The sequence below is a fragment of the Bradyrhizobium sp. CCBAU 53338 genome, assembly GCF_015291665.1.
Lineage (GTDB): Bacteria > Pseudomonadota > Alphaproteobacteria > Rhizobiales > Xanthobacteraceae > Bradyrhizobium.
Genome location: NZ_CP030048.1, coordinates 6,057,630 through 6,080,806, shown reverse-complemented (window position 1 = coordinate 6,080,806; position 23,177 = coordinate 6,057,630). Strand labels below are relative to the sequence as shown.

Below are 23,177 nucleotides of genomic sequence, written 5' to 3'. Positions count from 1 at the left end.
GGCCTCCATGTCAATGGCCGCCATCGGCAGGCGCTGCCGCGGCGATGCTGGTTGGATTGTCGCTGCCGGATGCAGGCGCGCCGCCACCATTGACGGCACTCTGCAACTCGGATTGGGCGAGGAAGAAATTCTGCCTGGCGTCGATCGCGCCGCGCAGCGAGGCGAGGCGCTGCCGCGCCTCGGTCAGCAGCGCGAAGATGTCGACCTGCATGCTGGAGAAGCGCAGCTGCATCTCTTCCGTGATGATCTTGCGCAACGGCAGGATTTCGCGCTGATAGTGGCTGGCGATGTCGTAGGTCGACCGGTAAACGCGATAAGCATCACGCGCCTCCGAACGGACGTTGACGGCACGCTCGGTCAGGCGGTTGAAGGCGAGATTGTAGGTCTCCGCCGCCTGCCGTACCCGCACCTCGCCGCCGTCGAAGATCGGGATCTGGAACTGCACGTCGAATCCTCGTTCGCGGAACGGGGAGCCTTCCGGATCCTGGGTCCGGCGGGAGATGCCGGCGAGATCGAGCAGCGTGACGAAGCGGGTTGCTTCAGTCAGGTTCAATGACTTCGCCAGCGCCGTCAGTTCCAGCCGCGCGATCTGCAAGTCGATGCGATGCGCGACTGCATCGGCCTCGATCGACGGCAGGGCCTGCGGTCGGCGTGGCAGCGGCGGCAACGCGTTGGGCAGGCGGAAATCGAGGCCGTCGTCCCAAAGGCCCATCAGGCGTGCCAGTCTTTCGCGGGCGCTCGTGGTAGCTTGCCTCGCAGTGGCGAGGTCGGCGGTGATTTCGGCGTAAAACACCTGCTCGCGAGCCTGGTCGAGCTTGTTGATTGAACCGGTTTCGCCGAGCTTGACCGCCAGTTGCGCGGTCGATTCCGCCGTGGCCTTTGCGTCGGTCAGCAGAGCCACCGTCTCGTTGCCGGCGACCACGCGAACGTAGGCGCGCCGCACGTCGGCTGCGAGCCGTAGCGTCGCCAGCGCTGTGCGCAATTGCGCTTGGCGAAAGCGATCGCGCGCGATGTCGGATCGGAACGGCAGTGTGGCCAACGCAAGAATGTCGCCGACGACCTGGCGCTCGATCTCGCTGGCGCCATTGCCCGAGATGCGCGAGACCGAGAACACCGGATTGGGCGGCAGGCTCTGCTCGACAAGATCGGTCTCGGCCAGCGCGAGCTCGTTATAGGCAGCTTGCAGCCCCTTGTTGTTGAGCAGCGCGATCTGCACGGCAGTCTCTGCGGTAAGCGTCCGCGACAGCAACTGACGCACGCGCGCTTCGACGGCGCCAGCTACCTCGGGCGTGCGTACGAAGGTGACGTCCTTCTTGATGGTCTGGCTTGTCAGTTCCGAGACCGTTGTCATGCCGCCGTCGGGCGAGAACGCGGTGCAGCCGGAGAGGCCGAGTGCGGCGAAAACGAGCAGGCCCCGCGCAGTATGATGTATCATGGCGCGTTCCTACCGGTCTTGCTTTGGCTGCGGTGTCACGGCGTCGTTGCGCTCGCGCCATGGCATCGGCGCTGCGGGCCGCAGGCTCGTGTAGGGCGCGACCGCAGAGCGATAGCCGACGCGCGCGACCTTCGCCGTGGGATCGGCCGGATCGGCGGTGGTGGCAACTGACATCGTTGCCGGCATACAGCTGGAAAGAGCTAACGTGGCTGCGGCCAGCAGCGGCCAATGGAATCGAAAGTGTCCTCCACGCGCCGCGAATGCGGCGGCGGACTTCGCCCCGAGAAGCGTAAGCATGAGCAATCCCTGATCTGTCTGGAGACCACAGGTTCGTGCGCGCCGGAATGCGCGCTCGGCCTGACGTCGTCGCGTGTCAGATCAGGTGATGGGAGGGCGGTAGTGCAGGGGCGGCGCTGCGCTGTGCAGGCTCACCACGATTTCAGGCGCGCAAGCGGAAACCGGCTGAAGCGGCTTTGCGACGTCAGGAAGATCCGCTGGCAGCGCGCTAATGCACATCATCGCGCAGCACGGGCCAACCTTGCCCTTGCCGTCATGATGATGAGGGGCGGACGTGTCCTGAGCCGACTGGTGATTTGCATGCCTTGCGGCGTGGTCGTGCGTCGCGTTCCCATGCATGTGACCAGCCGAAATCTGATGATTGATAGGCACGAGATCAGCCAGCATCGCATCATCGAGACAAGGCGCCGGGCCGTTACCCCAGGCAAGTGCCGCTGCTGGCGCGAGCACGCAGAACAGATAGGCCAGCGCAATGAGGCGCCCCACCCTGATCCGCATCGATCGCGTTATCCGCAACAACATCCCGACAGTCGCTCCGCGCGGCCTTGTTGCACACGCAGATTGCAAACTAATGGCAAAGCGCGGTTTCGCCAAGCTCCTTCTTACCGCAGTGCACCGCGCATGCCCAATATCGCGGCACGATGCTTGACCGCGCGGCGATCCGCGAACATGGTCCGCGCCGTGCACGCGCCAAATCACCCAGGACAGAAGCCGCCTTCATTCGCCCCTGATTCCCGTCAGGCCTGGGTGCGGCTCGTCATCGCGCTCGTGATCGGCTCGATCGGTGCCGTGGGGATGTGGGCGGTCGTGGTCGTGATTCCCGTGGTGCAGACCGAATTCGCGGCCACCCGCGGCGCGGTGTCGCTTGCCTTCACGCTCATGATGTTCGGCTTTGGGCTGGGCGGCGTGATTGCCGGCAAGATCACAGACAAGTTCGGCATCGTGCCGGCGATGGCGATCAGCATTGCCTTCCTCGGCGTCGCCAATGTGCTCGCGGGACTGTCAACGCAGCTTTGGCAGTTCGTGGCAGCCTACTTTCTGATCGGCCTTGGGACTTCGGCGACCTTCGCCCCGCTGATGGCGGAGGCTTCGCACTGGTTCGAGCGCTATCGCGGGCTGGCCGTCACCATCGTCGCGAGCGGCAACTACGTCGCCGGCACGATCTGGCCGCCGATCGTAAGCTCGGGCATGCAGACGATTGGCTGGCGTTACACCCACATTGGCATCGGTCTGGTCTGCGCGAGCCTGATGTCGATCCTGGTGCTGGTCCTGCGCTCCCAGATCGGCGACGACAAGGTCCGCAATCACGCCAATGCGCCGCCTCCGCGCGTGGATCTGAAGCTCTCGACCAACGCGCTGACGGTGTTGCTCTCGATCGCCAGCATTTCCTGTTGCGTCGCCATGGCGATGCCGCAGGTGCATATCGTCGCCTATTGCGGCGATCTCGGCTATGGCGTGGCGCGCGGTGCCGAGATGCTGTCGCTGATGATGGCTTGCGGCATCCTCAGCCGTATTGGCTCGGGTTATCTCGCCGACAAGATCGGCGGCATTCGCACGCTGCTGCTCGGGTCGCTGGCACAAGGCTTTGCGCTTGTGTTCTACCTGTTCTTCGACAGCCTCACGTCGTTGTATCTGATCTCGGCGATGTTCGGCCTGTTCCAGGGCGGCATCGTGCCGAGCTACGCGATCATCGTCCGCGAGGCGATGCCGGCGAGCGAAGCCGCAACCCGCGTCGGCATCGTGATCTTCGCCTCGGTATTCGGCATGTCCTTCGGGGGCTGGGTGTCCGGCATCATCTTCGACGCTACCGGCTCCTATGCCGCAGCGTTCGCCAATGGCGTGGCGTGGAATGCCCTCAATGTCGGCATCGTCTTGACGCTGCTGATCCGCTCGCGGATGAATTCGGCCAAGACAGGGCCGAACTTCGCAACCTAAACCGCCTGTCCCGCCTTCAGCAGCGAGCAGCCGGTGATCTTGTAACTTCCGTCCGCCTGCTGCTCGAGCGTGTAGAGCGCTTCCCAGGCTTCGCCATTGGCATCGATGATGTGAACGCGCTGGGCAATCGAGCTGCCTTCGATCTTGCTGTCGCCGAACTCGAAGCTCTTGTGGCGGTAGACCGGCGCGTAGCCGTTCTGTACCATCGACATGAAGATCTCGGGTGCGGGGAAGATCTGCTGGATAGCCGGCGCTGCGTAGGAGTAGGCGGCCGTGGCGTCGTCATGGACGAAGGCCTGTTCCTGCGCACGGATCGCGTCCTGTGCGGCCGAGACATCGTCGGCGCGTGCGGCGAGGGGGCTGAAGGCGATAGCGATTGCGACGACCAAGGTTGCGATGCGCATGACAGGCTCCGCGTTGATATCCCGGCGGTGCTGATTCTAGCACGACCATTGGCAAGTACGGGCGAGCTATCGCGTCCGTTTCACTGCTGCCTTCGCTGGCTTGGCCGTACGCGTCTTGGCCTTTGCGACGGGCTGCACGCGCAATCCATCCACGAACACGTCGAGCATCCGCAGCACCGAGGATTGCCAGCCTGGCTGATCGTGCATGTAGCACATGCCGAAGAACGCGCGCAGCAAGTCCTCGGGACTGACGTCGGCGCGCATCACGCCCGCCGCGGCTGCACGATCGAGCAGCGAGCCGATCGCCTTGGTCAGGCGCTCGAAGGAAAAGGCGTGCAGCTCGGACCCGCTCTGCACCGCGAGTGCCAGGGCTGCCACCATGCCTTTCTTGGTGGCGACGAATTCGACACCTGAGTGCAGCCAGCGCCTGAGCGCATCGACCGGGTCCTTGGCATTCTTCAACTGCTCGGCGAGCTCGCTGAGCTGCTCGACCTCGCGACGGTACACCGCCTCGAACAGATCCTCGCGCGTCGGAAAATGTCGGTAAAGCGTGCCGATGCCGACGCCCGCGCGTTTGGCAACGGCCTCCAGGCTTGCCTCCGGGCCGCCCGCGTTGAACACGACCTTGGCCGCCTCGAGCACGCGCTCGCGATTTCGCACGGCATCGGCGCGGGGTTTTCTGGCCTGGTCGGAATGGTCGTCCATTCAGGCAATGTAGATCACGAATTGGTTAGATTGAACCCTTCTGTGGCTGCATCGCGTTGTCCGCACACGGGCTTTTGACGAATTCCAAATATTTTTCGGCGGCCCTTGTTAAGCGGAGGGTGCCTCCGTATCTTCGCGGGTGTCGGCCCGGAACATCTCCGGGGCGATGCGATATCGGCGGCGGCCACGGCGGTGGCGCGCCGGGCGATGAGCCATGTCCACATCTGATCGGAGCCATTTATGAACCACTCCATCAGCCTCACCGTGAACGGTGCACGGCGCGACTTCGTCCTCGACGATCCCCGCGTCACGCTGCTCGATCTCCTGCGTGAGCGCCTCCATCTCACCGGAACCAAGAAAGGTTGTGACCGCGGCCAGTGCGGTGCCTGCACCATTCTCGTCGACGGTAAGCGCATCAATTCCTGCCTCGCGCTCGCCATCAGCCATGACGGCGCCGACATTCTCACCATCGAAGGCGTTGCGCACGGCGACCAGCTTCACCCGGTGCAGGCCGCCTTCATCGCCCATGACGGCTTCCAGTGCGGCTTCTGCACCCCCGGCCAGATCATGAGCGCGATCGGCATGATGCAGGAAGCCCAGGCCGGCAACGATCCCGAACGTATCCGCGAATGCATGAGCGGCAATCTCTGCCGTTGCGGCGCCTATGCCGGCATCGTCGATGCCGTGCTGGAGGCGCAGGCCGGTGCCGACGAATCCAACCAGAGGCGTTCCGCATGAAACAGTTCGATTATGTCAGGCCCGCCACGGTCGTCGAGGCCGTTGCTGCCGCCGCCCAACCGGGCGCGACTTACCTTGCCGCCGGCACCAATCTGCTTGACCTGATGAAAGGCAATGTCAGCCGGCCGGATCGGTTGGTCGACCTCACGCATCTCGAGGGACTCGACAGAATCGAGCGCCTCGCCGATGGGGCGTTGCGTATCGGCGCGCTCGTCAGCAATGCCGATCTCGCGCATGACGTGGAGTTCGCGAAGGCCTATCCGGCAGTTGCCGAAGCGCTGCTCTCGGGTGCTTCCGCGCAATTGCGCAACGCCGCGACTGTCGGCGGCAATCTGCTGCAACGTACGCGTTGCGCGTATTTCTACGACACCGCCAGCCGCTGCAACAAGCGCGAGGCCAGCACCGGCTGCGATGCCCGCGCGGGCGAGAACCGGTCGCATGCGGTGCTCGGCTGGAGCGAGAGCTGCATCGCGACGCACCCGTCCGACTTCTGCGTGCCGCTGGTCGCACTCGACGCCATCGTCGAGATCGAAGGCAAGAATGGCCGTCGTGAGATTGCGCTCGACGAACTGCATCGTCTGCCCGGCAATACGCCCGAGCGCGAATCTGCGCTCGAGCCCGGCGACCTCATCGTCGCGGTGCGGCTGCCACCCGCGGCGCGCAGCTTTGCCGCGCATGCGCGCTATCTCAAGGTCCGCGAGCGCACGTCCTACGCGTTCGCGATCGTCTCGGCCGCTGCAGCGCTGCGGATCGAGAACGGCAAGATCGCGGAAGCGCGGCTTGCGCTTGGCGGCGTCGCCGCAAAGCCCTGGCGTGCCCGCTCCGCGGAGGATGTTCTGAAAGGCGTCGCACCCACGGCCGACGCCTTCCAGGAAGCTGCCTGGCGTGCGCTCGCCGACGCAAAACCGTCCGGCGACAACGCCTACAAGATCGAGCTCGCCCGCCGCATCGTCGCGCGCGCGCTGGCCCTTGCCGCTGCCGGTACGCCCGAGCGCATCCCCGCGTTGCCGGCCTCTCCCCTTGCTTCGACGTCTGGAGCCATCCATGCCTGAGCTCAATCTCACCAGCGCACCCGCCCATCTCCGCCACGGCTCCAGCATCGGCCAGCCGCTCACCCGCCGCGACGGCGTGCTCAAGGTCAGGGGGCAGGCGACCTACGCCGCCGACAATCATCCACCCGGCATGCTGTTCGCGGTGATGGCGGTGTCCAGCGTCGCGCATGGCCGCGTCACCTCGCTCGATGTCGCCGCTGCCAGGCGGCATCCCGGCGTCGTCGACGTCATGACGACGGATCACAAGCCGCAGCTTGCGATCGATCCTGAAATCAAGACGAATCCCTTCGTGTTCCGGATGGAGGTGCTGCAGAGCAACGAGGTCCGCTACGCCAACCAGCCGATCGCCGTCGTGATTGCCGAGACGCTCGAGGCGGCGACGGAAGGCGCAGTGCTGCTGGCGCCGCGCTATGAAACTCAGCCGGCGCTGGTCGGTCTCGATGCCGGCAAGAGTTACGTGCCGCCGGTCGTCGGTGTCGGAAACCCGTCCGAAAATCACGTTGGCGATGTCGCGGCTGGCCTTGCTTCAGCCGACAAGCAGATCGACTCGATTTACGAGACGCCGGCGCAATATCACAACGCGATGGAGCCGCATGCCATCGTCGCTCACTGGAACGGCGACAGTCTTCAGATCGATATGCCGACCCAAGGATTGATGCTCTCCCTCGCGCGCGTCGCCGAGTTGTTCGGCATCGCGCACGATAAGATCCATATCCGCAGCCCGTTCCTCGGTGGTGGTTTCGGCTCGAAAGGACTGATGGCCGGCCCTCCGGTGCTCGGCATCATGGCGGCAAAGCTGGTCGGCAAGCCGGTCAAGCTCGTGCTGCGCCGTGAGCAGATGTATGGCCCGGTCGGCCATCGTGCGCCGACGCGCCAGCGCCTGCGCATCGGTGCCGACGCTGAAGGGCGTCTGACCGCGCTCGATCATCATGCGAGGACCGTGTCGAGCACGTTCGACGATTTCTACGAGCCCGCGGCCGATGCCTCGCATACGCTTTATGCCGCGCCAGCGATCCGCACTTCGCATGACGCCGTGCGCGTCAACACCGGCACGCCGCTGTTCATGCGCGCGCCGGGCGAGGCGACCGGATCGATTGCGCTGGAGAGCGCGATCGACGAGATGGCCTGGGCATGCGGCATGGATCCGCTGGCCTTCCGCCTGAAAAACTATGCCGAGGTCGAGCCGATCACGGGAAAACCGTTTTCCTCGAAGGCGTTGCGCGCCTGCTACGAACAGGGCGCAGCGCGTTTCGGCTGGGCGAAGCGCGCGCTCCAGCCGCGACAGATGCGCGATGACGCCGGACTGCTGGTCGGCTGGGGAATGGGCACCGCGACGTTCCCCGCGCTCATGTTCCAGGCTGAAGCGCGCGCGGCGATCCGCCGTGACGGGACCGGTGCGATGGAGATCGGTGCGCATGACATGGGACAGGGCGCGTGGACGGCGCTTGCCCAGATCGCAGCCGATGCTGTCGGCCTCGATATCGAACGCGTCGAGTTCAAGGCCGGCACGTCCGACCTGCCCGATGCCGGCATTGCCGGCGGCTCGGCGCATACCGCGACCGCGGGTGCTGCGATCCACAGCGCCGGCGCGGCCGTCATCGCCAAGCTCGCCGACCTCGCCACCAAGGACGAGCGCTCGCCGCTGTTCGGTGCCGGCAATGCCGGCGTGATCGCGCGCGATGGTCGCCTGATTCGTCGTGACGACGAGAGCCGCAGCGAGAGCTACAGCGAGATCCTCGCACGTGCCGGCGTTGCGGAGGTCGAGGCGCGCGGCACAGGCGCTCCAAACCCGGCGGCGATGGAAGAATATGCCATGCACGCTCATGGCGCGGTGTTCGCGGAGGTGAAGGTCGATCCCGAGCTCGGTCAGATCCGCGTCACCCGCATGGTCGGCGCCTTCGCCGCCGGGCGCATAGTCAATCCGCATCTGGTGAAGAGCCAGCTGTTCGGCGGCATGATCTGGGGCCTGTCGTTCGCCCTGCATGAGGAGGCCATCACCGACCGCCGCAGCGGGCGGATCATGAATGCCAATCTCGGCGAGTACCACATCCCCGTGAATGCCGACGTGCCGCCGCTCGACGTCATCACGGTCGAGGAGCATGATCCCCATGTGAACGCGCTCGGCATCAAGGGCGTCGGCGAGATCGGCATTACCGGCAGCGCGGGAGCGGTCGCCAATGCCGTCTGGCATGCGACCGGCGTGCGGGTGCGGCGCTTCCCGATCCGGATCGAGGAGTTGCTGACGCAGCTTTGAGACAGAAGGCGGGGTGAGATCTTCTCGCTCCGCCGCGCGTCGTCAATGCAGCTTCTTGCGGAGGGCCTTGATCGCCTCTCGCTGCGTCTCGATGTGTTCGGCAATCGCCTTGCGAAGCTCCTGCGAATGGAGCTTGTCGGTGTCGCGCTGCACTTCATCGAGCGCAGCCTCTGCATTGGCGAGCGTGATCTTCATCTGCGAGCCCGGTTGTGAAGCAGTGCCGGAACGTCTCTCGGCTAGACTATTGCTCGCAACATATAGAAGACTGCCGCGCGGAAATTGAGATACCTCAAGCACCGTAAGATACCGGTGGCTCCGTAAGATCCCGGATAAAGCGATCGCGCTTCAGAATGTCGGTGGGGTGCAGGCCGAGATCACTTCGCATGGCTTGCCGCCGACGCAGCGGAAGCGATGCGGGCGCCGGCTCTCGAAATAATAGGCGTCGCCGGGATTGAGGATGCGGCGCTCATCCTCGACCGTGACCTCGAGCTTGCCCGAGATCACGATGCCGCCTTCCTCGCCGTCATGAACGAGGTGCACGCGACCTGTGTCGCTGCCGGGCTCGTAGCGCTCCTTCAGGATTTGCAGGCTGCGGCCGAACAGATTGTCGCCGACCTGCCGATAGGAGATCGGCTTCTTGCCGACCTCGGTGAGTTCCTCGGCGCGATAGAAGATCTTGCGGCGGCTCTCGGGCTCCAGCGCGAAGAACTCGGCGAGTCCCATCGGGATGCCGTCGAGGATGCGCTTGAGCGCGCCGACCGAGGGGTTCATCTGGTTGGATTCGATCAGCGAGATCGTCGAATTGGTGACGCCGGCGCGCTTGGCGAGCTCGCGCTGCGACAGCTTCTGGCGCGCCCGGATGAATCGCAGCCGTCCACCGATGTCGACGCTCATGCCTCTGGCCCTGTTGCAAGTGTTGCGGATCGCGCAAATATGGACCGGATGACCCAGTAAAATCAATGGCTTGCAGGTCTTCAGAAAAGGACTTGTTGCGCTATCGAAGCCGTGGCTCTGCTATGGCGTCAGCAAAGGAGCGTGGCCCGTGACCCTTCATCAGATTCCGAACACTATCAAGACCGACTCGTTCTGGATGCCGTTCACGGCCAACCGTCAGTTCAAGAAGGCGCCGCGCCTGTTCTCCTCGGCCGAGGGCATGCACTACACCACCGTTGACGGCCGCAAGGTGATCGACGGCTCCGCCGGCCTCTGGTGCGTCAACGCCGGCCACGGCCGCAAGCAGATCGCCGCCGCCGTCGAGCGGCAGCTGATGACGCTGGACTTCGCGCCGTCGTTCCAGATGGGTCATCCGCTGGCATTCGACTTCGCCGAGCGTCTCGCCGAGATCGCGCCGAAGGGCCTCGATCGCGTCTTCTTCACCAACTCCGGCTCTGAATCGGTCGACACCGCGCTGAAGATCGCGCTCGCCTATCATCGCGCCAACGGCCAGGCCAGCCGCACCCGGCTGATTGGCCGTGAGCGCGGCTATCACGGCGTCGGTTTCGGCGGCACCTCGGTGGGCGGCATGGTCGCCAACCGCCGCGCCTTCACCACCCTGCTGCCGGGCGTCGACCACATCCGCCACACCCACGACCTCAGCCGCAACGCCTTCGCCAAGGATCAGCCGGAGCATGGCGCCGAACTCGCCGACGATCTCGATCGTCTCGTCGGCCTCCACGGCGCCGAGACCATCGCCGCCGTGATCGTCGAGCCGGTGCCGGGTTCGACCGCGGTGCTGCCGCCGCCGAAGGGCTATCTGCAACGCCTGCGCGAGATCTGCGACAAGCACGGCATCCTTCTGATCTTCGATGAGGTCATCACCGGTTTCGGCCGTCTCGGCACGCCGTTCGCCGCCAACTTCTTCGGCGTCACGCCGGACCTGATGACGACCGCCAAGGGCATCACCAACGGCACCATTCCCTGCGGCGCGGTGTTCGCGAGCCGCAAGGTGCATGACGGCATGATGGTCGGCCCCGAGAACCAGATGGAGCTGTTCCACGGCTACACCTATTCGGCGCATCCGACCGCCTGCGCCGCCGGTATCGCCACGCTCGACATCTACAAGGACGAGGGCCTGCTGACGCGCGGTGCGACGATGGCCGAATACTGGCGCGATACGCTGCATCAGCTGAAGGGCCTGCCGAACGTCGTCGACATCCGCAATTGCGGGCTGATGGGCGCGGTCGAGCTCGCGCCGCGCGACGGCGCCGTCGGTGCGCGTGGTTACGACGTCATGGTCGACTGCTTCAACACCGGCCTCTATCTGCGCATGAGCGGTGACAGCTTCGCGATGTCGCCTCCGCTCATCGTCGAGAAGAACCACATCGACCAGATGGTCTCGATCCTCGGCGACGCCATCAAGAAGGTGGCCTGATTATTGCTCTCGCCGCTGGTGAGTTTTATCTTGCAGCGGCGAGCGTGATGCCGCGGGAGTTTGACCAAGCGTGAAAGTTCTGATCCTCGGCAGCGGTGTCATCGGCGTCACCTCTGCCTACTACCTCGCCCGTGCCGGCCACGAGGTGACGGTCGTCGACCGTCAGCCCGAACCGGCGCTGGAGACGTCTTTTGCCAATGCCGGCGAAGTGTCGCCCGGTTATTCCTCGCCATGGGCCGGCCCCGGCGTGCCGGTGAAGGCGGTCAAGTGGCTCTTGATGAAGCACGGACCGCTGGTGATCCGGCCGAAGCTCGATCCCGTCATGTGGGTCTGGCTGCTCAAGATGCTGCGCAACTGCACCAGCGCGCGCTACGCGGTCAACAAGAGCCGGATGATCCCGATCGCGGAATACAGCCGCGATTGCCTGCGCGATCTGCGCCGCGACATCGGCATTCAATATGACGAGCGCGCGCAGGGCACGCTGCAGCTGTTCCGCTACCAGGCCCAGCTCGACGGCACCGGCGAAGACGTCGCCGTGCTCAAGCAGTACGGCGTGCCTTACGAGACGCTGAGCCGCGAAGGCTGCATCGCGGTCGAGCCGGCGCTATCAGGCGTGAAGGAAAAATTCGTCGGCGGGCTTCGCCTGCCGCAGGACGAGACCGGCGACTGTCACATGTTTACGCAGGCGCTGGCCAAGCATGCGCAGGCGCTCGGCGTGCGCTTCATGTTCAACACCGGCATCGACCGCATCGTCACGGATGGCGGACGCGTCAGCGGCGTTGCGACCAGCGCCGGGATGTTGCAGGCCGACTCGTACGTGCTCGCACTCGGAAGCTATTCGTCGCGAATGGCTGCGCCGCTCGGCATTTCGCTGCCGGTCTATCCGGTGAAGGGCTATTCGATCACGGTGCCGATCAAGGACGCCTCCGGTGCGCCGGAATCGACCGTGATGGACGAGAGCTACAAGGTCGCGATCACCCGTCTCGGCAATCGCATCCGCGTCGGCGGCACCGCCGAGATCTCGGGCTTCTCGACCAAGCTCTACGGCGCCCGTCGCGCCACGCTTGATCATTCCCTGACCGATCTGTTCCCGCGCGGCGGCGATCTCGCCAAGGCGACGTTCTGGAGCGGCCTGCGTCCGATGACTCCGGACGGCCCGCCGGTGATCGGCCCGACGCAATACGCCAACCTCCATCTCAACACCGGCCACGGTACGCTCGGCTGGACCATGTCCTGCGGCTCCGGCCGCATCCTCGCGGATATGCTCTCGGGCAAGAAGCCGGAGGTGGATGTGAGCGCGCTGTCGGTGGAGCGGTATCAGCACCGGTTTGGGTGATTGATGACGTCATTCCGGGTTGATGCTTCGCATCGCCCCGGAATGACGGTGAAACCTACCCCGCCCCCGTCACGCAATTTACCCACAGCACGACGGCCTTCGCATCCTGCGCCGGATTGGAAAACCGGTGCGGCCTGCGGCTGGCAAAGCGAAAGCTGTCGCCGGTCTTCAGCGACCATGTCTCGCTGTCCACCGTCAGCATCATCTCGCCTTCGAGCACGAGGCCCGCTTCCTCGCCGTCATGGGTGTAGAGCTCGTCGCCGGTGGAGCCGCCGGGCTCCAGATGCACCAGGAATAGATTGAGCTTGTTGTCGGCGCTGGCCGGGCTCAGCAATTGCTTGGACACGCCCGTGCGCCAAAGCTTCAGCTCGGGCCGCTGCAATCCGCGTGTGACGACCTGATCGGATGCGCCATCAGCACTCGGGCTTGCGCCGAACAGTGCGGCGATGCCGACGCCGAGCACGTCGGCGAGCGTCGCCAGCACACGCAACGATGGTGACGACAGGCCGCGTTCGATCTGGCTGAGGAAGCCGATCGACAGATCCGTCCGCGCGGCGACCGCCTCGAGCGAGAATTGCCTGACCCGCCTGAGATCGCGGATGCGGCGGCCGACAGCGACGTCCATTGCGGGCTCTGTCGGCTTTGCGATGGCCTTTCGGCCGTTCTTGCTACGGTTCTCGGCTTTCTTCGCCGGCTTTGCGGCGGCCGGTTTGCGCATTCTTTTACCACCGCTCACGTCAAACCGCTTCCTTCATGTGCATGAAAATCGCTTGCATCGTCCGCGAAAGTGTGACCAAATTTTCATATCGGTGAAAATAGGCCGAAACGGCTTGGCCCGCAATGTCTGATCAGGACATGCGCCAGCGCCGTCATCGGCAAGCCCAAAGGGGGATGCGATGAAGCGTATTGGTCTGGCCGCAATCGCGGCGCTCGCACTTTGCGCCGGGGCGCCCGCATCGGCGCAGCAGGTGCTCAAGGTCGGCTCGACGCCGACGGGCATTCCGTTCACGTTCCTCGACACCAAGACCAACACCATCCAGGGCATCATGGTCGATCTTGTCACGGAAATCGGCAAGGACGCCGGCTTCAACGTGCAGATCGAGCCGATGCAGTTCTCGGCGCTGATCCCGTCGCTGACCTCGAGCAAGATCGACATCATCGCCGCCGCGATGTTCATCACGGCGCCCCGGAAAGAGGTCGTCGATTTCTCCGATCCGATCTACACCTATGGCGAAGGCCTGGTCGTTCCGAAGAGCGATACCAAGGCCTATGCCACGCAGGACGATCTGAAGGGCGAGACGGTCGGTGCCCAGGTCGGTACCGCCTTTGTCGATGCGCTGAAGAAGACTGGCCTGTTCGCGGACGTGAAGGCCTACGACACCATCCCCGACATCCTGCGTGACGTGAACACCGGCCGTCTCAAGGCCGGCTACGCCGACTATCCGATCCTCGCCTACAACCTGAAGCAGGGCGGTTTTCCCGAGACGCGGCTCGTTGAGGGCTACAAGCCCGTCACCGTCGGCTCGGTCGGCATCGGCGTCCGCAAGGGTGAGACCGCGTTGCTCGGCAAGATCAACGCGTCGCTGGCAAAGCTCAAGGCCAACGGCACCATCGACAAGATCCTCGGCAAATGGGGCCTGAAGGCTCAGGGCTGATAGCGGTTCATCGCAGGCGACCCGATGAAAGGTTTCTGGCACGACGCCGTCGAGTTTTTCCCGATTCTGATGAACGGCGTCGCGCTGACGATCATCGTCACGATCGGCTCGCTGCTGCTCTCGACGGTGCTCGGCCTGATTTGGGCGATGATGCGGGTCTCCGGCATCAAGGCGCTGGCGATGCTCAGCGCCAGCCTGATCAACGTGATCCGCGGCATCCCGATCATCGTGCTGCTGTTCTACCTGTATTTCGTGATGCCCGATCTCGGCGTTACGCTCAGCGCCTTGCAGGCCGCGATCCTCGGTCTCGGCATCGCCTATTCGGCCTACCAGGCTGAAAACTTCCGCGCCGGCATCGAGGCCATCGACAAGGGGCAGATCGAGGCGGCGCAATCGATCGGTATGGGCTGGTGGCTGACGATGCGCCGCGTGGTGCTGCCGCAGGCGGTGCGCATCGTGCTGCCACCCTACGGCAACGTCATGATCATGATGCTGAAGGACTCTTCGCAGGCCTCGACCATCACGGTCGCCGAGCTCGCCCTGCAAGGCAAGTTGATCGCGTCCTCGACCTTCAAGAACACCAGCGTGTTCACGATGGTCGCCTTGATGTATCTCACCATGAGCATCCCGCTGATCCTGCTGGTCCGTCACTTCGAGAAGCGGGCGGGCAAGAAATGATCGAGCTGAGCGACGTCCACAAGAGCTTTGGCAAGGTCGAGGTGCTCAAGGGCATCACGGCCTCCGTGCAGAAGGGCGAGGTGGTCTGCATCATCGGTCCCTCTGGGTCCGGCAAGTCCACCATCCTGCGCTGTATCAACGGGCTCGAAAGCTACGACCGCGGCGAGATCAGCGTCGAAGGCCTCAAGGTCGATCGCGACGCGCCATCGATCGTATCGATCCGCACACAAGTCTCGATGGTGTTCCAGCGCTTCAATCTGTTTCCCCATCGGACGGTACTGGAGAATGTCATCGAAGGTCCGCTTTTCGTGAAGAACGAGCCCCGCGCCCAGGTGATCGAGCGTGGCCGCGCGCTGCTCGCCCAGGTCGGCCTTGTTGAAAAGGCCGATGCACATCCGCCGCAGCTCTCCGGCGGTCAGCAGCAGCGCGTTGCGATCGCGCGGGCGCTGGCAATGCAGCCCAAGGCGATCCTGTTCGACGAACCGACCTCGGCGCTCGATCCGGAATTGGTCGGCGACGTCCTCGGCGTCATGCGCAAGCTCGCCGATGACGGCATGACCATGGTCGTCGTCACCCACGAGATGGGTTTTGCCCGCGACGTCGCCGATCGCGTGCTGTTCATCGACGGGGGCGTCATCGTCGAGCAGGGGCCGGCGAAAGCGCTGCTCAACCAACCCCGGCATCCGCGCACGCAGGATTTCCTGCGCCGCGTGCTGCATCCGCTCTGACCGGACTTTTGCAATGACGCGCCTGCCGCTGCCGCCTTCGCTCTACGCCGACACCGCCGTCGCGCCGGTGGCGACGCCGCCGCTCGATACGGACAAGAACGTATCCGTGGCAATCGTCGGTGGCGGTTACACGGGGCTCTCCACGGCGCTGCATCTGGCGGAGCAGGGCGTCGAGGCGCTGGTGCTGGAGGCGCAGGAGCCGGGCTGGGGCGCGTCCGGCAACAACGGCGGCCACACCAATCCCGGCCTGAAACACGATCCCGATCAGATCGAGGCCGATTTCGGCACGGAGCTCGGCCGCCGCATGATCGAGTTTTCCTACGGCACGCCGAACTTCACCCATGATCTGATTCGCCGCTACCAGATCCCGTGTGAAGCGCGGCAGAACGGGACGTTGCGCGCGGCCTATAACGAGGCCAGCGCCGCTGCGATCGAGCAGACCGCACGGCAGTGCATCCGTCGCGGTATGCCGGTGACGTATCTCGATCGCGAGCAACTGCGTGAGATGACCGGCACTGATCGCTACATTGGCGCCATGCTGGACGCCCGCGGCGGCGATCTGCATCCCCTGAGCTACGCCCGCGGCCTCGCGCGCGCCGCGATCTCGGCGGGTGCGAAGGTTCACGGCGAGACACCGGCGCAATCGCTGCGCCGCGACGGCAGTCGCTGGCGTATCGAGACGCCGCGCGCGGTCGTGCATGCCGACAAGGTGCTGCTCGCCACCAACGGCTTCACCGACGATCTCTGGCCGGCGCTTCGCCGCACCATCGTGCCGGTGTTTTCCTCGATCGCCGCCACCGCGCCGCTCTCGAACGATGTCGCGCGCTCGATCATGCCGACGCGGCCCGTGCTCTATGAGAGCGGCCACATCACGGTCTACTACCGCGTTGACCAGAACAACCGCCTCCTGATGGGCGGCCGGGGGCCGATGCGCTGGATCAACTCGCCTGATGACGTCGCCTATCTCATCCGCTACGCCGAGCGGCTGTGGCCGCAACTGAAAGGCGTGGCCTGGACCCACGGCTGGAACAGCCGGCTCGCCATCACCAGGGATCATTATCCGCATGTGCACGAGCCCGCGGAAGGCATTCTGATCTCGCTCGGCTGCAACGGCCGCGGGGTTGCGCTCTCCACTGCAATGGGCGCGCAGCTCGCGCGTCGGCTGATCGGTGGCGCCAAGGCCGAGATCGACATGCCCGTCACCGGCATCAATCCGATCCCGATGCACGCGTTCTGGCCGGTCGGCGTGACAACAGCGGTGATTGCCGGCCGCGTGCGTGACCGGTTGGGGATCTAGCCTTAACCTTCCGCTACCGCGTCGGCCCAGGGCTGGAATATCTCGACCGCACCGGAATTCGTATCGCCGTCGCGCATCACGACGCTCGGGCAGGCGAATTTCATCGGCAGGGTCTGCACCGGCGCTTCCCTGTAGTCGAAGCGTGCGGCAAGCGCCTTGCGTGTATCCGCCGGCAGCCTGGTGTCGCCGAGGACGATCGCGCCTTCGCTGCAATCGATGCGGGGCTGGTGGATGGCGGCATCGAGATCCATGTCGAAATCCATCGCAAAGGACACGAGCTGCATCACCGACGGCAGGATGCGGCGGCCGCCGGAAGCCCCGACCGCGAGGCGCTTGCCGTCCTTGGTCTCGGCGATGACAGGCGTGTAGTTGGTGAGGCAGCGCTTGCCTGGGGCGAGCGAGTTGGTGGTGCCCGGCGTCGGGTCGAACCACATGATGCCGTTGTTCATGGGAATGCCGGTGTGCGGCGTGACATATTTCGAGCCAAAGGACGAGAGCAGCGTCTGCGTCACCGCGGCGACGTTGCCGTCCCGGTCGACCACGGAGAAATGCGTGGTGCAGGCCGGCGCGAGATATTCGGCGCCGAGCGAGCGCTTGCCGTCGGCATCGCCCATGTCCTTGAGCCGCTCGCGGTAGGCCTCTTGCAGGGCAACGGCATATTCAGCATAAGCGGCCGCATCCGGCGCGCGTGCCGGCATCAAATTCTGCTGCAACAGGCGCAGCGCATGCGCCATGGTCGGCCCGGCCGTGAGTTCCGGCGTCGCATACACCTTGCCGCCGCGATAGGGGATCGCCAGCGGCTCTCGCGGGTGGGCGCGGAATGCGGCGAGATCCTCGACCGACAGGGAGCCGCCGTCGGCCTTGACGTCGGACGCGATGCTCCTGGCGAGATCGCCCTGATAGAAGTCGCGCGGCCCGGCCTCGGCGAGGTGCAGCAGCGTGGCCTTCAAATTGTCCTGCGGCAACCGGATCTCGGCCTCGATGCTCCAGGGCGGGCTCGGGGGCAGGCCGTCCTTCAAGAACATCGCTGCACTCGCGGGATAGCGCCGAAGGTCTGTCGCCGAGCCCGCGATCGTCAGCTCGGTCCACCAGTCCACCAGCAGGCCTTCGCCGGCGAGCGCGGCCGCCGGAGCGACCAGCTCCTTCCACGACATCCTGGCGTATCGACGGTGCGCTTCTTCCATGCCGGCGACGACGCCTGGCACAGCGATCGCGCCGGGGCCGTGAACGTTGCGGTCGTCCTTCACCCGCGGCCACGGAAACAGGTCGGTCGCGAGGCGGTCTCCGACGATGGGGTAATCGGACGCGCGGATGCTCAGTGGCGCGCACATGCCGTAGTCGATCACCTCATACCGATTTTCCTTGGCGCGGTAGAGCACCATCGCGCCTCCGCCGCCGATCCCGCTGTTCCAGGGCTCCAGCACGTTCAGCGCAAAAGTGGTTGCCACGATCGCGTCGACGCAGTCGCCGCCCGCCGCCAGCACCTGCGCCCCCACCTCGGCCGCCCGCCGCGATTGCGACGCGACGATGCCGCCCTTGGATTTCACGGCGGGTTTGCGGACGGTTTGGTTGAGGCTGAACTGGTGAGGCATGATGTTTTCGGCTTTGCCTTGGCTTCGTTGCGTTGACGGTCGGCTCTTCAATCGGCGGCAGCGTCGCGGACAATGGCACATTGCGGTGAGCGAGAACATCCACCTGCGAGATGGCTGATGTGAAGCTGGCGCGGCCGCGCGTCAATGATTCCGTGGGCCGGCAATAGGCGTCGGCTATCCGCCGATCCGTCCGAAGACGTCGTCTGTCGGGCCGGGTAGCTCGACATTGAACGTCTCTTGGAGCACCTGGCCTAGGTCATGGGCGCTGTCGATCGTGCGTTCGTGGCGCACCTCGCCCTCTCGCGCCTCGATCGTCAATCGACGGTTCGCGAGCTTGTAACGCTTGTCGGCATCAACGCGTTCCAGGATCAGGGTGCTAGTGAAGGGCGCAAGCGAGCTGGTGGAGGTGAAATAGTTTCCTAGCTCGTAGTCGGACTGGATCTGGGGCTCCAGGTCAAAGACATACATCGTTCGCCAGCCCTGGGGTTGTCTGGCGCTGATTGAAAACAGCCCGTTGGTCTCGCCGAGCCGGAAGGTGCCCATTGCAGTCGGCTGCTCGATCTCGGTCTTGAACCGCAAGGGAGCATCCATCACGCAGGCGCCGAAACCGACATCGGCGATATGGGGGCCTTCCGGCAGGTCGACCTTGAGAAGCATATGGACTTTCGGACCGAGCGGGCTTTCTGGCGGCGACATCCAGCGCACGCGGCCGGACAGGCCGGTCACGGCAAAGCCGATCGTCTCAAGCGCGGCCTTGAACAGCGCGTTCTGCTCGAAGCAATAACCGCCGCGCCTGCTGTCGACGAGCTTGGCCTGGACCGAAGCGAGATCGAGTCGGACTTGCCGGCCGAGGAGCGGATCGAGACCTTCGAACGGGATCGCGTTGACATGGGCGGCATGGAGCGCGGTGAGCGTCGCGAGGTCCGGCCTTACAGGGCCGCCATGGCCGATCCGAGCCAGATAATTGGACAGCCTAAATTCATTGGACATGAAAGCGCTCCCAGCTTGAAAATTGGGGCGCAACGTAGACAGGAACGCTCAATCTTGAAAGGGCCGGATGACCGCGGTGGGTCGTGGCAGGCGCCCGCCGCGCCCGGTATGGCGCGCTCAGAGCCCGCGGTTCAGGCGGCTGGCCTGATACTTGGCGTGCCATTTCGGGCCCGGGCCGCGCATGTAGTGCAGCTCGGGACGATAGGGGTTGCCGGCGATCTGCACCAGCTTCTGCCATTTTGTGGCGACGAAGGTGAAGGGTTGGCGGAGCAGGCTCAGTGAAGCAAGCAGCATGGCATCACCTCAATGCGGCTTGCCGAGCATGGCGGTGAAGGGGAGATCGAAGATCTCCTCGCCGTCGTCGTCGGCGACATGGATCACCCAGTCGCGCCAGTCTTCACTGCCGGGCGTCTGGATCATCGAATTCATGATCTGGGCAGCACGGTCGCGCGCCTCGGTCAGATTGGCGACGGCAGCGCCGTAGCGGTCGATCAGCGTGCCCTCGGTGTTGGAGCAGTGAAAGTAGACCTGAACCATAAGCGCCTCCTGTGGAAAGCGATTGGGACGGCAGACTGCTACCACCCCAAGCATTCCCGAAACATTCGGGTCGAGCCCGGTAAGGGAATTTACGGAGGTTGGTCGGCGCGAAGGTCGTTACAGGTTTAATCACAGACGGGTGATGGCTGGACGACGCCGAGGCGCCATGGAACAAGCTTTCCGGAAAGTCCGGGGAGACACCGTGAACCAGTTCACATTCGCCAGCGAACGCCGAAATCTGCGTGTATTTGCAGTGGTTTTGCTCGGAGCGCTGCTCGGCATCGCCCCGGCCTCGTCCGAGCCGGTGAGGAGGAGCGGCTACGTGTTGGGATCGGAGACCTGCGGCAGCGGCGATCTCGCCTTTCCAAGAGTCCAGATCGACATGAAAGCCGGCTTCTGCGCGGGCCTCGTCGCCAGCGATGAGGACCATCTGAAATTTCCGCGGTCGATCATTCAGGTGCCGGGCCGGGATCTGTTCGTGGTCGCCGACATGGGTGGCTGGGGCCACACCGATGGCCGGCTGCTGCTGCTCGATCCGCACGCGGCTAGCGGTCAGCGGTTCAAGGAGCTTCTGACCGCCGTCGAATATCCGTTCGGCCTCGCGATCGGTCCAGACAAGAAGCTCTACGCCTCGACCGCGGAGAGCATCTTCCGCTTTGATCCCCTCGCTGACAACCCGCGCAGCACGGTCGAGACCATCATCCACCACATGCCGGGCCGCCGCATCACGCTACCTGACGGCACGAAGCTCGATGAGGCGGCACATCCGCTGAAGCAGTTCGTGTTCGACAGGAACGGGCGGCTGTTCGTCAATGTCGGCGCCCATAGCGACGATTGCATCACGTCGGCGCCGATCACGAAACCTTGTGCGGCCGCCGAAGGCGCCTCCGCCATGGCTGCGATCTGGCTGTTCACACCGCCGTCAGGTGGCGTCTTCCCGGCGCTGAAGCCGAACGATCCCGATCCGCCGCATACGATCTACGCGCGGGGCCTGCGCAATTCGATGGCGCTGGTGCTGCATCCGAATTTCCCGGATGCCGGCTACGCCTTCCTGCAAGGCGAGAACGGTCGCGATCTACCCGACATCTTCAAGCCGAACGAGGAGATCAACGCGATCGAGCAGGGCAGGCATTATGGCTGGCCCTATTGTTACGATCTGTCGACGCCGAGCCCCGAGTTCAAACTCGTACTGCAATCGGGCGTCTACAAATCGCTTTGCACCGGCAATCCGTTGTACAAGGCGCCCTTCTCACTGCTGCCGCCGCACGGTGCGCCGCTCTCGATGCTGTATTATCACGGTGCAATGTTTCCGGAGCTCGAAGGCAAGCTCTTGGTCAGTCTGCACGGCTATCGCCCGACCGGCAGCCGCGTGCTGATCTACGACGTCGACGACCACGGCTTCCCGAAGCCGGCCCCGCCACCGGTGCGTTACCACGTCAGTTGCGCGGCCGATCCGACTCATACCTTTCAGACCGACGCCGGGGATGTCACGGCTGCGCCGTTCGAGGAGCTGATCGCCGGCTGGCACCGCGTCAACGGTGCGCGGCCGCAAGGCGCCCCCGTCGGTATGACAGTCGCAGAGGATGGTGCGATCTGGCTGGTCGAGGACAAGAACCAGACCATCATCCGGATCGATCGCGCCGTGGGCGATCCACCGCCGCCGCTGCCCTGTGATACGCGCAGCCAGGCGCTGATCGACCAGCTTGCCGCCTTCGTCGCCAAGGATGCGCAGAACAATATCCGCATCACCGCGCTGCGGAAGAACCTCGTCGAAAAGCATTGTGTCGGCTGCCACTCCGATTTCGGCCTGAAGGCGGGGCAGTCGGACGCCGACAAGGACGCCGCCGTGCTGCGCTTCATGCTGTCGCAGGATGGCTGGATCTATCCGGGCGATCCTGCCTCCGGCAGACTGCGCGCGCGGCTGCGCGGCATCGGCGCAGAGAAGCTGATGCCGCCGGGTGGCGAGGGCCTGCCGAAGACCGAACCGGGTTACGCGGCGCTGCTCAACACGGTTGATCTGCTGGTTGCCAGGATGGTTCCGGGGACACCGATGCGCATCAAGCTCGGCCTGCCACAGCGCAAGTTCGTCAGCAAGGCGAACAAGGAATGCGGCGAAATACCGGCCGCCAAGGTCGTTGTCGTGACACAAAGGAACGCTGTAGACAAACCCGGCTTCAGCCGATTCTTCCGGCCGGCCGATCCCTACTTGAACGGCGAGTGCAGCGACGACGATGGCTATTACATCCGGCAGGATTTTCTGGTGCCTTTGCCGTAGCATTCTGCTCGTCGTCGCGACGCCGCTCCTCGCAGCCGAGACGAAGGTGTTCGAAAGCGTGCAGGTGACGCCTGCGGACGAATATACACATGGCATCGAAGGGCCCGCCGCCGATCTCGACGGCAACCTTTTTGTCGTCAATTTCGGCAAGCCCGGCACCATCGGCCGGTTGCGCGCGGGCGCTGCGGCGTCGGAGGCCTTCACCGCATTGCCCGAAGGAAGCGTCGGCAACGCCATCCGCTTCGATCGCAACGGCACGATGTTCATCGCCGACTACAAGAAGCACAACATTTTTGCGATCCCGAAGGGTGCAACCGAGCCCGCAGTCTGGTTTCACTCCGACGACATGAACCAGCCCAACGACATGACCATCGCCCGCGATGGCACGATCTATGCGAGCGATCCGAACTGGAAGGGCCGGGAAGGCCACGTCTGGCGCATGACGAAATCCGCGGACGGATCGGTGCGGGGGCAGGTGATGTCGGCGCCGCGCGCGATGGGTACTACCAACGGCATCGATCTCAGCCCCGACGGCAAGACGCTCTATGTCGGTGAGTCCAGCAACGGCCAGGTCTGGTCCTATGCCATCCGTGGCAACGAGCTCACTGACGCAAAGCTGGTCAAGACGTTCCAGCCCGACACGATCGACGGCCTGCGCACCGATCTTGCCGGGCGTCTCTATGTCGCGCGCATTCTCAAGGGCACGATCGCCCTGATGAAGCCCAATGGCGCGGTCGAGCGCGAGATCGCGCTGAAAGGCAAAGAGCCGACCAATCTCGCCTTTGGTGGCAGCGACGGCAAGACCGTCTTCGTCACCCAGCGCCAGGGCGGCTTCATCGAATCCTTCCGCACCGATCAGCAGGGCCGCGAGCATTGTCTCCAGCGGGGGCGCTGCTGA

General features: G+C 64.6%; 24 protein-coding genes. 12 read left to right on the top strand and 12 right to left on the bottom strand.

Annotated features, from left to right (window positions below; translation table 11 throughout):
- Positions 1-10: 10 nt before the first annotated feature.
- From XH90_RS28435 to XH90_RS28425, 3 genes are all read right to left on the bottom strand, one after another.
- Complete coding sequence (locus XH90_RS28435) at positions 11-1,435, bottom strand: TolC family protein (RefSeq protein WP_194477589.1); 1,425 nt, start codon at positions 1,433-1,435, stop codon at positions 11-13.
- Between the two features lie 9 nt (positions 1,436-1,444).
- The gene (locus tag XH90_RS28430; protein WP_194477588.1) at positions 1,445-1,732 is read right to left on the bottom strand and encodes a hypothetical protein; all 288 of its coding nucleotides are present in this window, start codon (positions 1,730-1,732) and stop codon (positions 1,445-1,447) included.
- Between the two features lie 81 nt (positions 1,733-1,813).
- Complete coding sequence (locus tag XH90_RS28425; protein WP_246755611.1) at positions 1,814-2,230, bottom strand: hypothetical protein; 417 nt, start codon at positions 2,228-2,230, stop codon at positions 1,814-1,816.
- Between the two features lie 171 nt (positions 2,231-2,401).
- Here XH90_RS28425 and XH90_RS28420 point away from each other — a divergent pair, with 171 nt between their 5' ends.
- The gene (locus XH90_RS28420; RefSeq protein WP_194477587.1) at positions 2,402-3,667 is read left to right on the top strand and encodes an MFS transporter; all 1,266 of its coding nucleotides are present in this window, start codon (positions 2,402-2,404) and stop codon (positions 3,665-3,667) included.
- Here the strand turns inward: XH90_RS28420 and XH90_RS28415 are convergent.
- Both XH90_RS28415 and XH90_RS28410 read right to left on the bottom strand, forming a co-directional pair.
- A complete protein-coding gene (locus XH90_RS28415) occupies positions 3,664-4,071 on the bottom strand; it encodes a DUF4864 domain-containing protein (protein ID WP_194477586.1) in 408 nt (135 codons plus the stop codon). The two genes, XH90_RS28420 and XH90_RS28415, sit on opposite strands and share 4 nt — an antisense overlap.
- Positions 4,072-4,137: 66 nt before the next feature.
- Positions 4,138-4,776, bottom strand: coding sequence for a TetR/AcrR family transcriptional regulator (locus tag XH90_RS28410; RefSeq protein ID WP_194477585.1), 639 nt, complete (start codon positions 4,774-4,776; stop codon positions 4,138-4,140).
- A gap of 240 nt (positions 4,777-5,016) precedes the next feature.
- Here XH90_RS28410 and XH90_RS28405 point away from each other — a divergent pair, with 240 nt between their 5' ends.
- The 3 genes from XH90_RS28405 to XH90_RS28395 are packed head-to-tail and all read left to right on the top strand — an operon-like array spanning position 5,017 to position 8,820.
- Positions 5,017-5,514 (top strand): (2Fe-2S)-binding protein, encoded by a 498-nt coding sequence (locus tag XH90_RS28405; protein WP_194477584.1) that lies wholly within the window; start codon positions 5,017-5,019, stop codon positions 5,512-5,514.
- On the top strand, positions 5,511-6,566 hold the full coding sequence (locus XH90_RS28400) for a xanthine dehydrogenase family protein subunit M (protein WP_194477583.1): 1,056 nt from the start codon (positions 5,511-5,513) through the stop codon (positions 6,564-6,566). The genes XH90_RS28405 and XH90_RS28400 overlap by 4 nt, the downstream gene beginning before the upstream one ends.
- Entirely contained in the window at positions 6,559-8,820 is a 2,262-nt protein-coding gene (locus tag XH90_RS28395) for a xanthine dehydrogenase family protein molybdopterin-binding subunit (RefSeq protein ID WP_194477582.1), read from the top strand. Before XH90_RS28400 ends, XH90_RS28395 begins: the two co-directional genes overlap by 8 nt.
- A 42-nt stretch (positions 8,821-8,862) precedes the next feature.
- Here XH90_RS28395 and XH90_RS28390 read toward each other — a convergent pair whose 3' ends face one another.
- Both XH90_RS28390 and XH90_RS28385 read right to left on the bottom strand, forming a co-directional pair.
- The gene (locus XH90_RS28390; protein ID WP_194477581.1) at positions 8,863-9,015 is read right to left on the bottom strand and encodes a hypothetical protein; all 153 of its coding nucleotides are present in this window, start codon (positions 9,013-9,015) and stop codon (positions 8,863-8,865) included.
- 150 nt (positions 9,016-9,165) lie between these two features.
- A complete protein-coding gene (locus tag XH90_RS28385; RefSeq protein WP_011085008.1) occupies positions 9,166-9,714 on the bottom strand; it encodes a cupin domain-containing protein in 549 nt (182 codons plus the stop codon).
- A 148-nt stretch (positions 9,715-9,862) separates the two neighbouring features.
- Here XH90_RS28385 and XH90_RS28380 point away from each other — a divergent pair, with 148 nt between their 5' ends.
- Positions 9,863-11,191 carry an aspartate aminotransferase family protein gene (locus XH90_RS28380; protein ID WP_194477580.1) on the top strand — a complete coding sequence of 443 codons (1,329 nt, stop codon included), beginning with the start codon at positions 9,863-9,865 and terminating at the stop codon, positions 11,189-11,191.
- A 70-nt stretch (positions 11,192-11,261) separates the two neighbouring features.
- Positions 11,262-12,527 (top strand): D-amino acid dehydrogenase, encoded by a 1,266-nt coding sequence (locus tag XH90_RS28375; protein WP_194477579.1) that lies wholly within the window; start codon positions 11,262-11,264, stop codon positions 12,525-12,527.
- A 55-nt stretch (positions 12,528-12,582) separates the two neighbouring features.
- Here the strand turns inward: XH90_RS28375 and XH90_RS28370 are convergent, their stop codons facing one another.
- Positions 12,583-13,245, bottom strand: a complete 663-nt coding sequence (locus XH90_RS28370; protein WP_194477578.1) for a helix-turn-helix domain-containing protein — start codon at positions 13,243-13,245, stop codon at positions 12,583-12,585.
- Positions 13,246-13,423: 178 nt separating this feature from the next.
- Here XH90_RS28370 and XH90_RS28365 point away from each other — a divergent pair, with 178 nt between their 5' ends.
- Genes XH90_RS28365 through XH90_RS28350 form a run of 4 tightly spaced genes read left to right on the top strand, consistent with a single transcriptional unit; the run spans position 13,424 to position 16,885 of the window.
- The gene (locus XH90_RS28365; protein ID WP_194477577.1) at positions 13,424-14,182 is read left to right on the top strand and encodes an ABC transporter substrate-binding protein; all 759 of its coding nucleotides are present in this window, start codon (positions 13,424-13,426) and stop codon (positions 14,180-14,182) included.
- Positions 14,183-14,206: 24 nt separating this feature from the next.
- Positions 14,207-14,860 (top strand): amino acid ABC transporter permease, encoded by a 654-nt coding sequence (locus XH90_RS28360; protein ID WP_194477576.1) that lies wholly within the window; start codon positions 14,207-14,209, stop codon positions 14,858-14,860.
- Positions 14,857-15,588: an amino acid ABC transporter ATP-binding protein gene (locus XH90_RS28355; RefSeq protein ID WP_194477575.1), complete on the top strand. Its 732-nt coding sequence runs from the start codon at positions 14,857-14,859 to the stop codon at positions 15,586-15,588. Before XH90_RS28360 ends, XH90_RS28355 begins: the two co-directional genes overlap by 4 nt.
- A gap of 13 nt (positions 15,589-15,601) precedes the next feature.
- Positions 15,602-16,885, top strand: coding sequence for an FAD-binding oxidoreductase (locus XH90_RS28350; protein WP_194477574.1), 1,284 nt, complete (start codon positions 15,602-15,604; stop codon positions 16,883-16,885).
- 2 nt (positions 16,886-16,887) lie between these two features.
- On the opposite strand, the gene XH90_RS28345 is transcribed toward XH90_RS28350, so the two are convergent.
- The 4 genes from XH90_RS28345 to XH90_RS28330 form a co-directional block, all read right to left on the bottom strand.
- On the bottom strand, positions 16,888-18,477 hold the full coding sequence (locus XH90_RS28345) for a gamma-glutamyltransferase family protein (RefSeq protein ID WP_194477573.1): 1,590 nt from the start codon (positions 18,475-18,477) through the stop codon (positions 16,888-16,890).
- A 174-nt stretch (positions 18,478-18,651) separates the two neighbouring features.
- Complete coding sequence (locus tag XH90_RS28340; RefSeq protein WP_194477572.1) at positions 18,652-19,467, bottom strand: arylamine N-acetyltransferase; 816 nt, start codon at positions 19,465-19,467, stop codon at positions 18,652-18,654.
- A 117-nt stretch (positions 19,468-19,584) separates the two neighbouring features.
- Positions 19,585-19,761, bottom strand: coding sequence for a hypothetical protein (locus XH90_RS28335; RefSeq protein ID WP_194477571.1), 177 nt, complete (start codon positions 19,759-19,761; stop codon positions 19,585-19,587).
- Positions 19,762-19,770: 9 nt separating this feature from the next.
- Entirely contained in the window at positions 19,771-20,004 is a 234-nt protein-coding gene (locus tag XH90_RS28330; protein WP_194464114.1) for a hypothetical protein, read from the bottom strand.
- Between the two features lie 202 nt (positions 20,005-20,206).
- On the opposite strand from XH90_RS28330, the gene XH90_RS28325 reads away from it, so the two are divergent.
- Both XH90_RS28325 and XH90_RS28320 read left to right on the top strand, forming a co-directional pair.
- The gene (locus XH90_RS28325; RefSeq protein WP_246755609.1) at positions 20,207-22,279 is read left to right on the top strand and encodes a sorbosone dehydrogenase family protein; all 2,073 of its coding nucleotides are present in this window, start codon (positions 20,207-20,209) and stop codon (positions 22,277-22,279) included.
- Positions 22,236-23,177, top strand: a complete 942-nt coding sequence (locus tag XH90_RS28320) for an SMP-30/gluconolactonase/LRE family protein (protein WP_194477569.1) — start codon at positions 22,236-22,238, stop codon at positions 23,175-23,177. Before XH90_RS28325 ends, XH90_RS28320 begins: the two co-directional genes overlap by 44 nt.

Coding starts and splice junctions, on each gene's coding strand:
- XH90_RS28435 (WP_194477589.1), bottom strand. CDS start 1,435: ATGATACATCATACTGCGCGGGGCCTGCTCGTTTTCGCCGCACTCGGC.
- XH90_RS28430 (WP_194477588.1), bottom strand. CDS start 1,732: ATGCTTACGCTTCTCGGGGCGAAGTCCGCCGCCGCATTCGCGGCGCGT.
- XH90_RS28425 (WP_246755611.1), bottom strand. CDS start 2,230: ATGCGGATCAGGGTGGGGCGCCTCATTGCGCTGGCCTATCTGTTCTGC.
- XH90_RS28420 (WP_194477587.1), top strand. CDS start 2,402: ATGGTCCGCGCCGTGCACGCGCCAAATCACCCAGGACAGAAGCCGCCT.
- XH90_RS28415 (WP_194477586.1), bottom strand. CDS start 4,071: ATGCGCATCGCAACCTTGGTCGTCGCAATCGCTATCGCCTTCAGCCCC.
- XH90_RS28410 (WP_194477585.1), bottom strand. CDS start 4,776: ATGGACGACCATTCCGACCAGGCCAGAAAACCCCGCGCCGATGCCGTG.
- XH90_RS28405 (WP_194477584.1), top strand. CDS start 5,017: ATGAACCACTCCATCAGCCTCACCGTGAACGGTGCACGGCGCGACTTC.
- XH90_RS28400 (WP_194477583.1), top strand. CDS start 5,511: ATGAAACAGTTCGATTATGTCAGGCCCGCCACGGTCGTCGAGGCCGTT.
- XH90_RS28395 (WP_194477582.1), top strand. CDS start 6,559: ATGCCTGAGCTCAATCTCACCAGCGCACCCGCCCATCTCCGCCACGGC.
- XH90_RS28390 (WP_194477581.1), bottom strand. CDS start 9,015: ATGAAGATCACGCTCGCCAATGCAGAGGCTGCGCTCGATGAAGTGCAG.
- XH90_RS28385 (WP_011085008.1), bottom strand. CDS start 9,714: ATGAGCGTCGACATCGGTGGACGGCTGCGATTCATCCGGGCGCGCCAG.
- XH90_RS28370 (WP_194477578.1), bottom strand. CDS start 13,245: ATGCGCAAACCGGCCGCCGCAAAGCCGGCGAAGAAAGCCGAGAACCGT.
- XH90_RS28365 (WP_194477577.1), top strand. CDS start 13,424: ATGAAGCGTATTGGTCTGGCCGCAATCGCGGCGCTCGCACTTTGCGCC.
- XH90_RS28360 (WP_194477576.1), top strand. CDS start 14,207: ATGAAAGGTTTCTGGCACGACGCCGTCGAGTTTTTCCCGATTCTGATG.
- XH90_RS28355 (WP_194477575.1), top strand. CDS start 14,857: ATGATCGAGCTGAGCGACGTCCACAAGAGCTTTGGCAAGGTCGAGGTG.
- XH90_RS28350 (WP_194477574.1), top strand. CDS start 15,602: ATGACGCGCCTGCCGCTGCCGCCTTCGCTCTACGCCGACACCGCCGTC.
- XH90_RS28345 (WP_194477573.1), bottom strand. CDS start 18,477: ATGCCTCACCAGTTCAGCCTCAACCAAACCGTCCGCAAACCCGCCGTG.
- XH90_RS28340 (WP_194477572.1), bottom strand. CDS start 19,467: ATGTCCAATGAATTTAGGCTGTCCAATTATCTGGCTCGGATCGGCCAT.
- XH90_RS28335 (WP_194477571.1), bottom strand. CDS start 19,761: ATGCTGCTTGCTTCACTGAGCCTGCTCCGCCAACCCTTCACCTTCGTC.
- XH90_RS28330 (WP_194464114.1), bottom strand. CDS start 20,004: ATGGTTCAGGTCTACTTTCACTGCTCCAACACCGAGGGCACGCTGATC.
- XH90_RS28320 (WP_194477569.1), top strand. CDS start 22,236: ATGGCTATTACATCCGGCAGGATTTTCTGGTGCCTTTGCCGTAGCATT.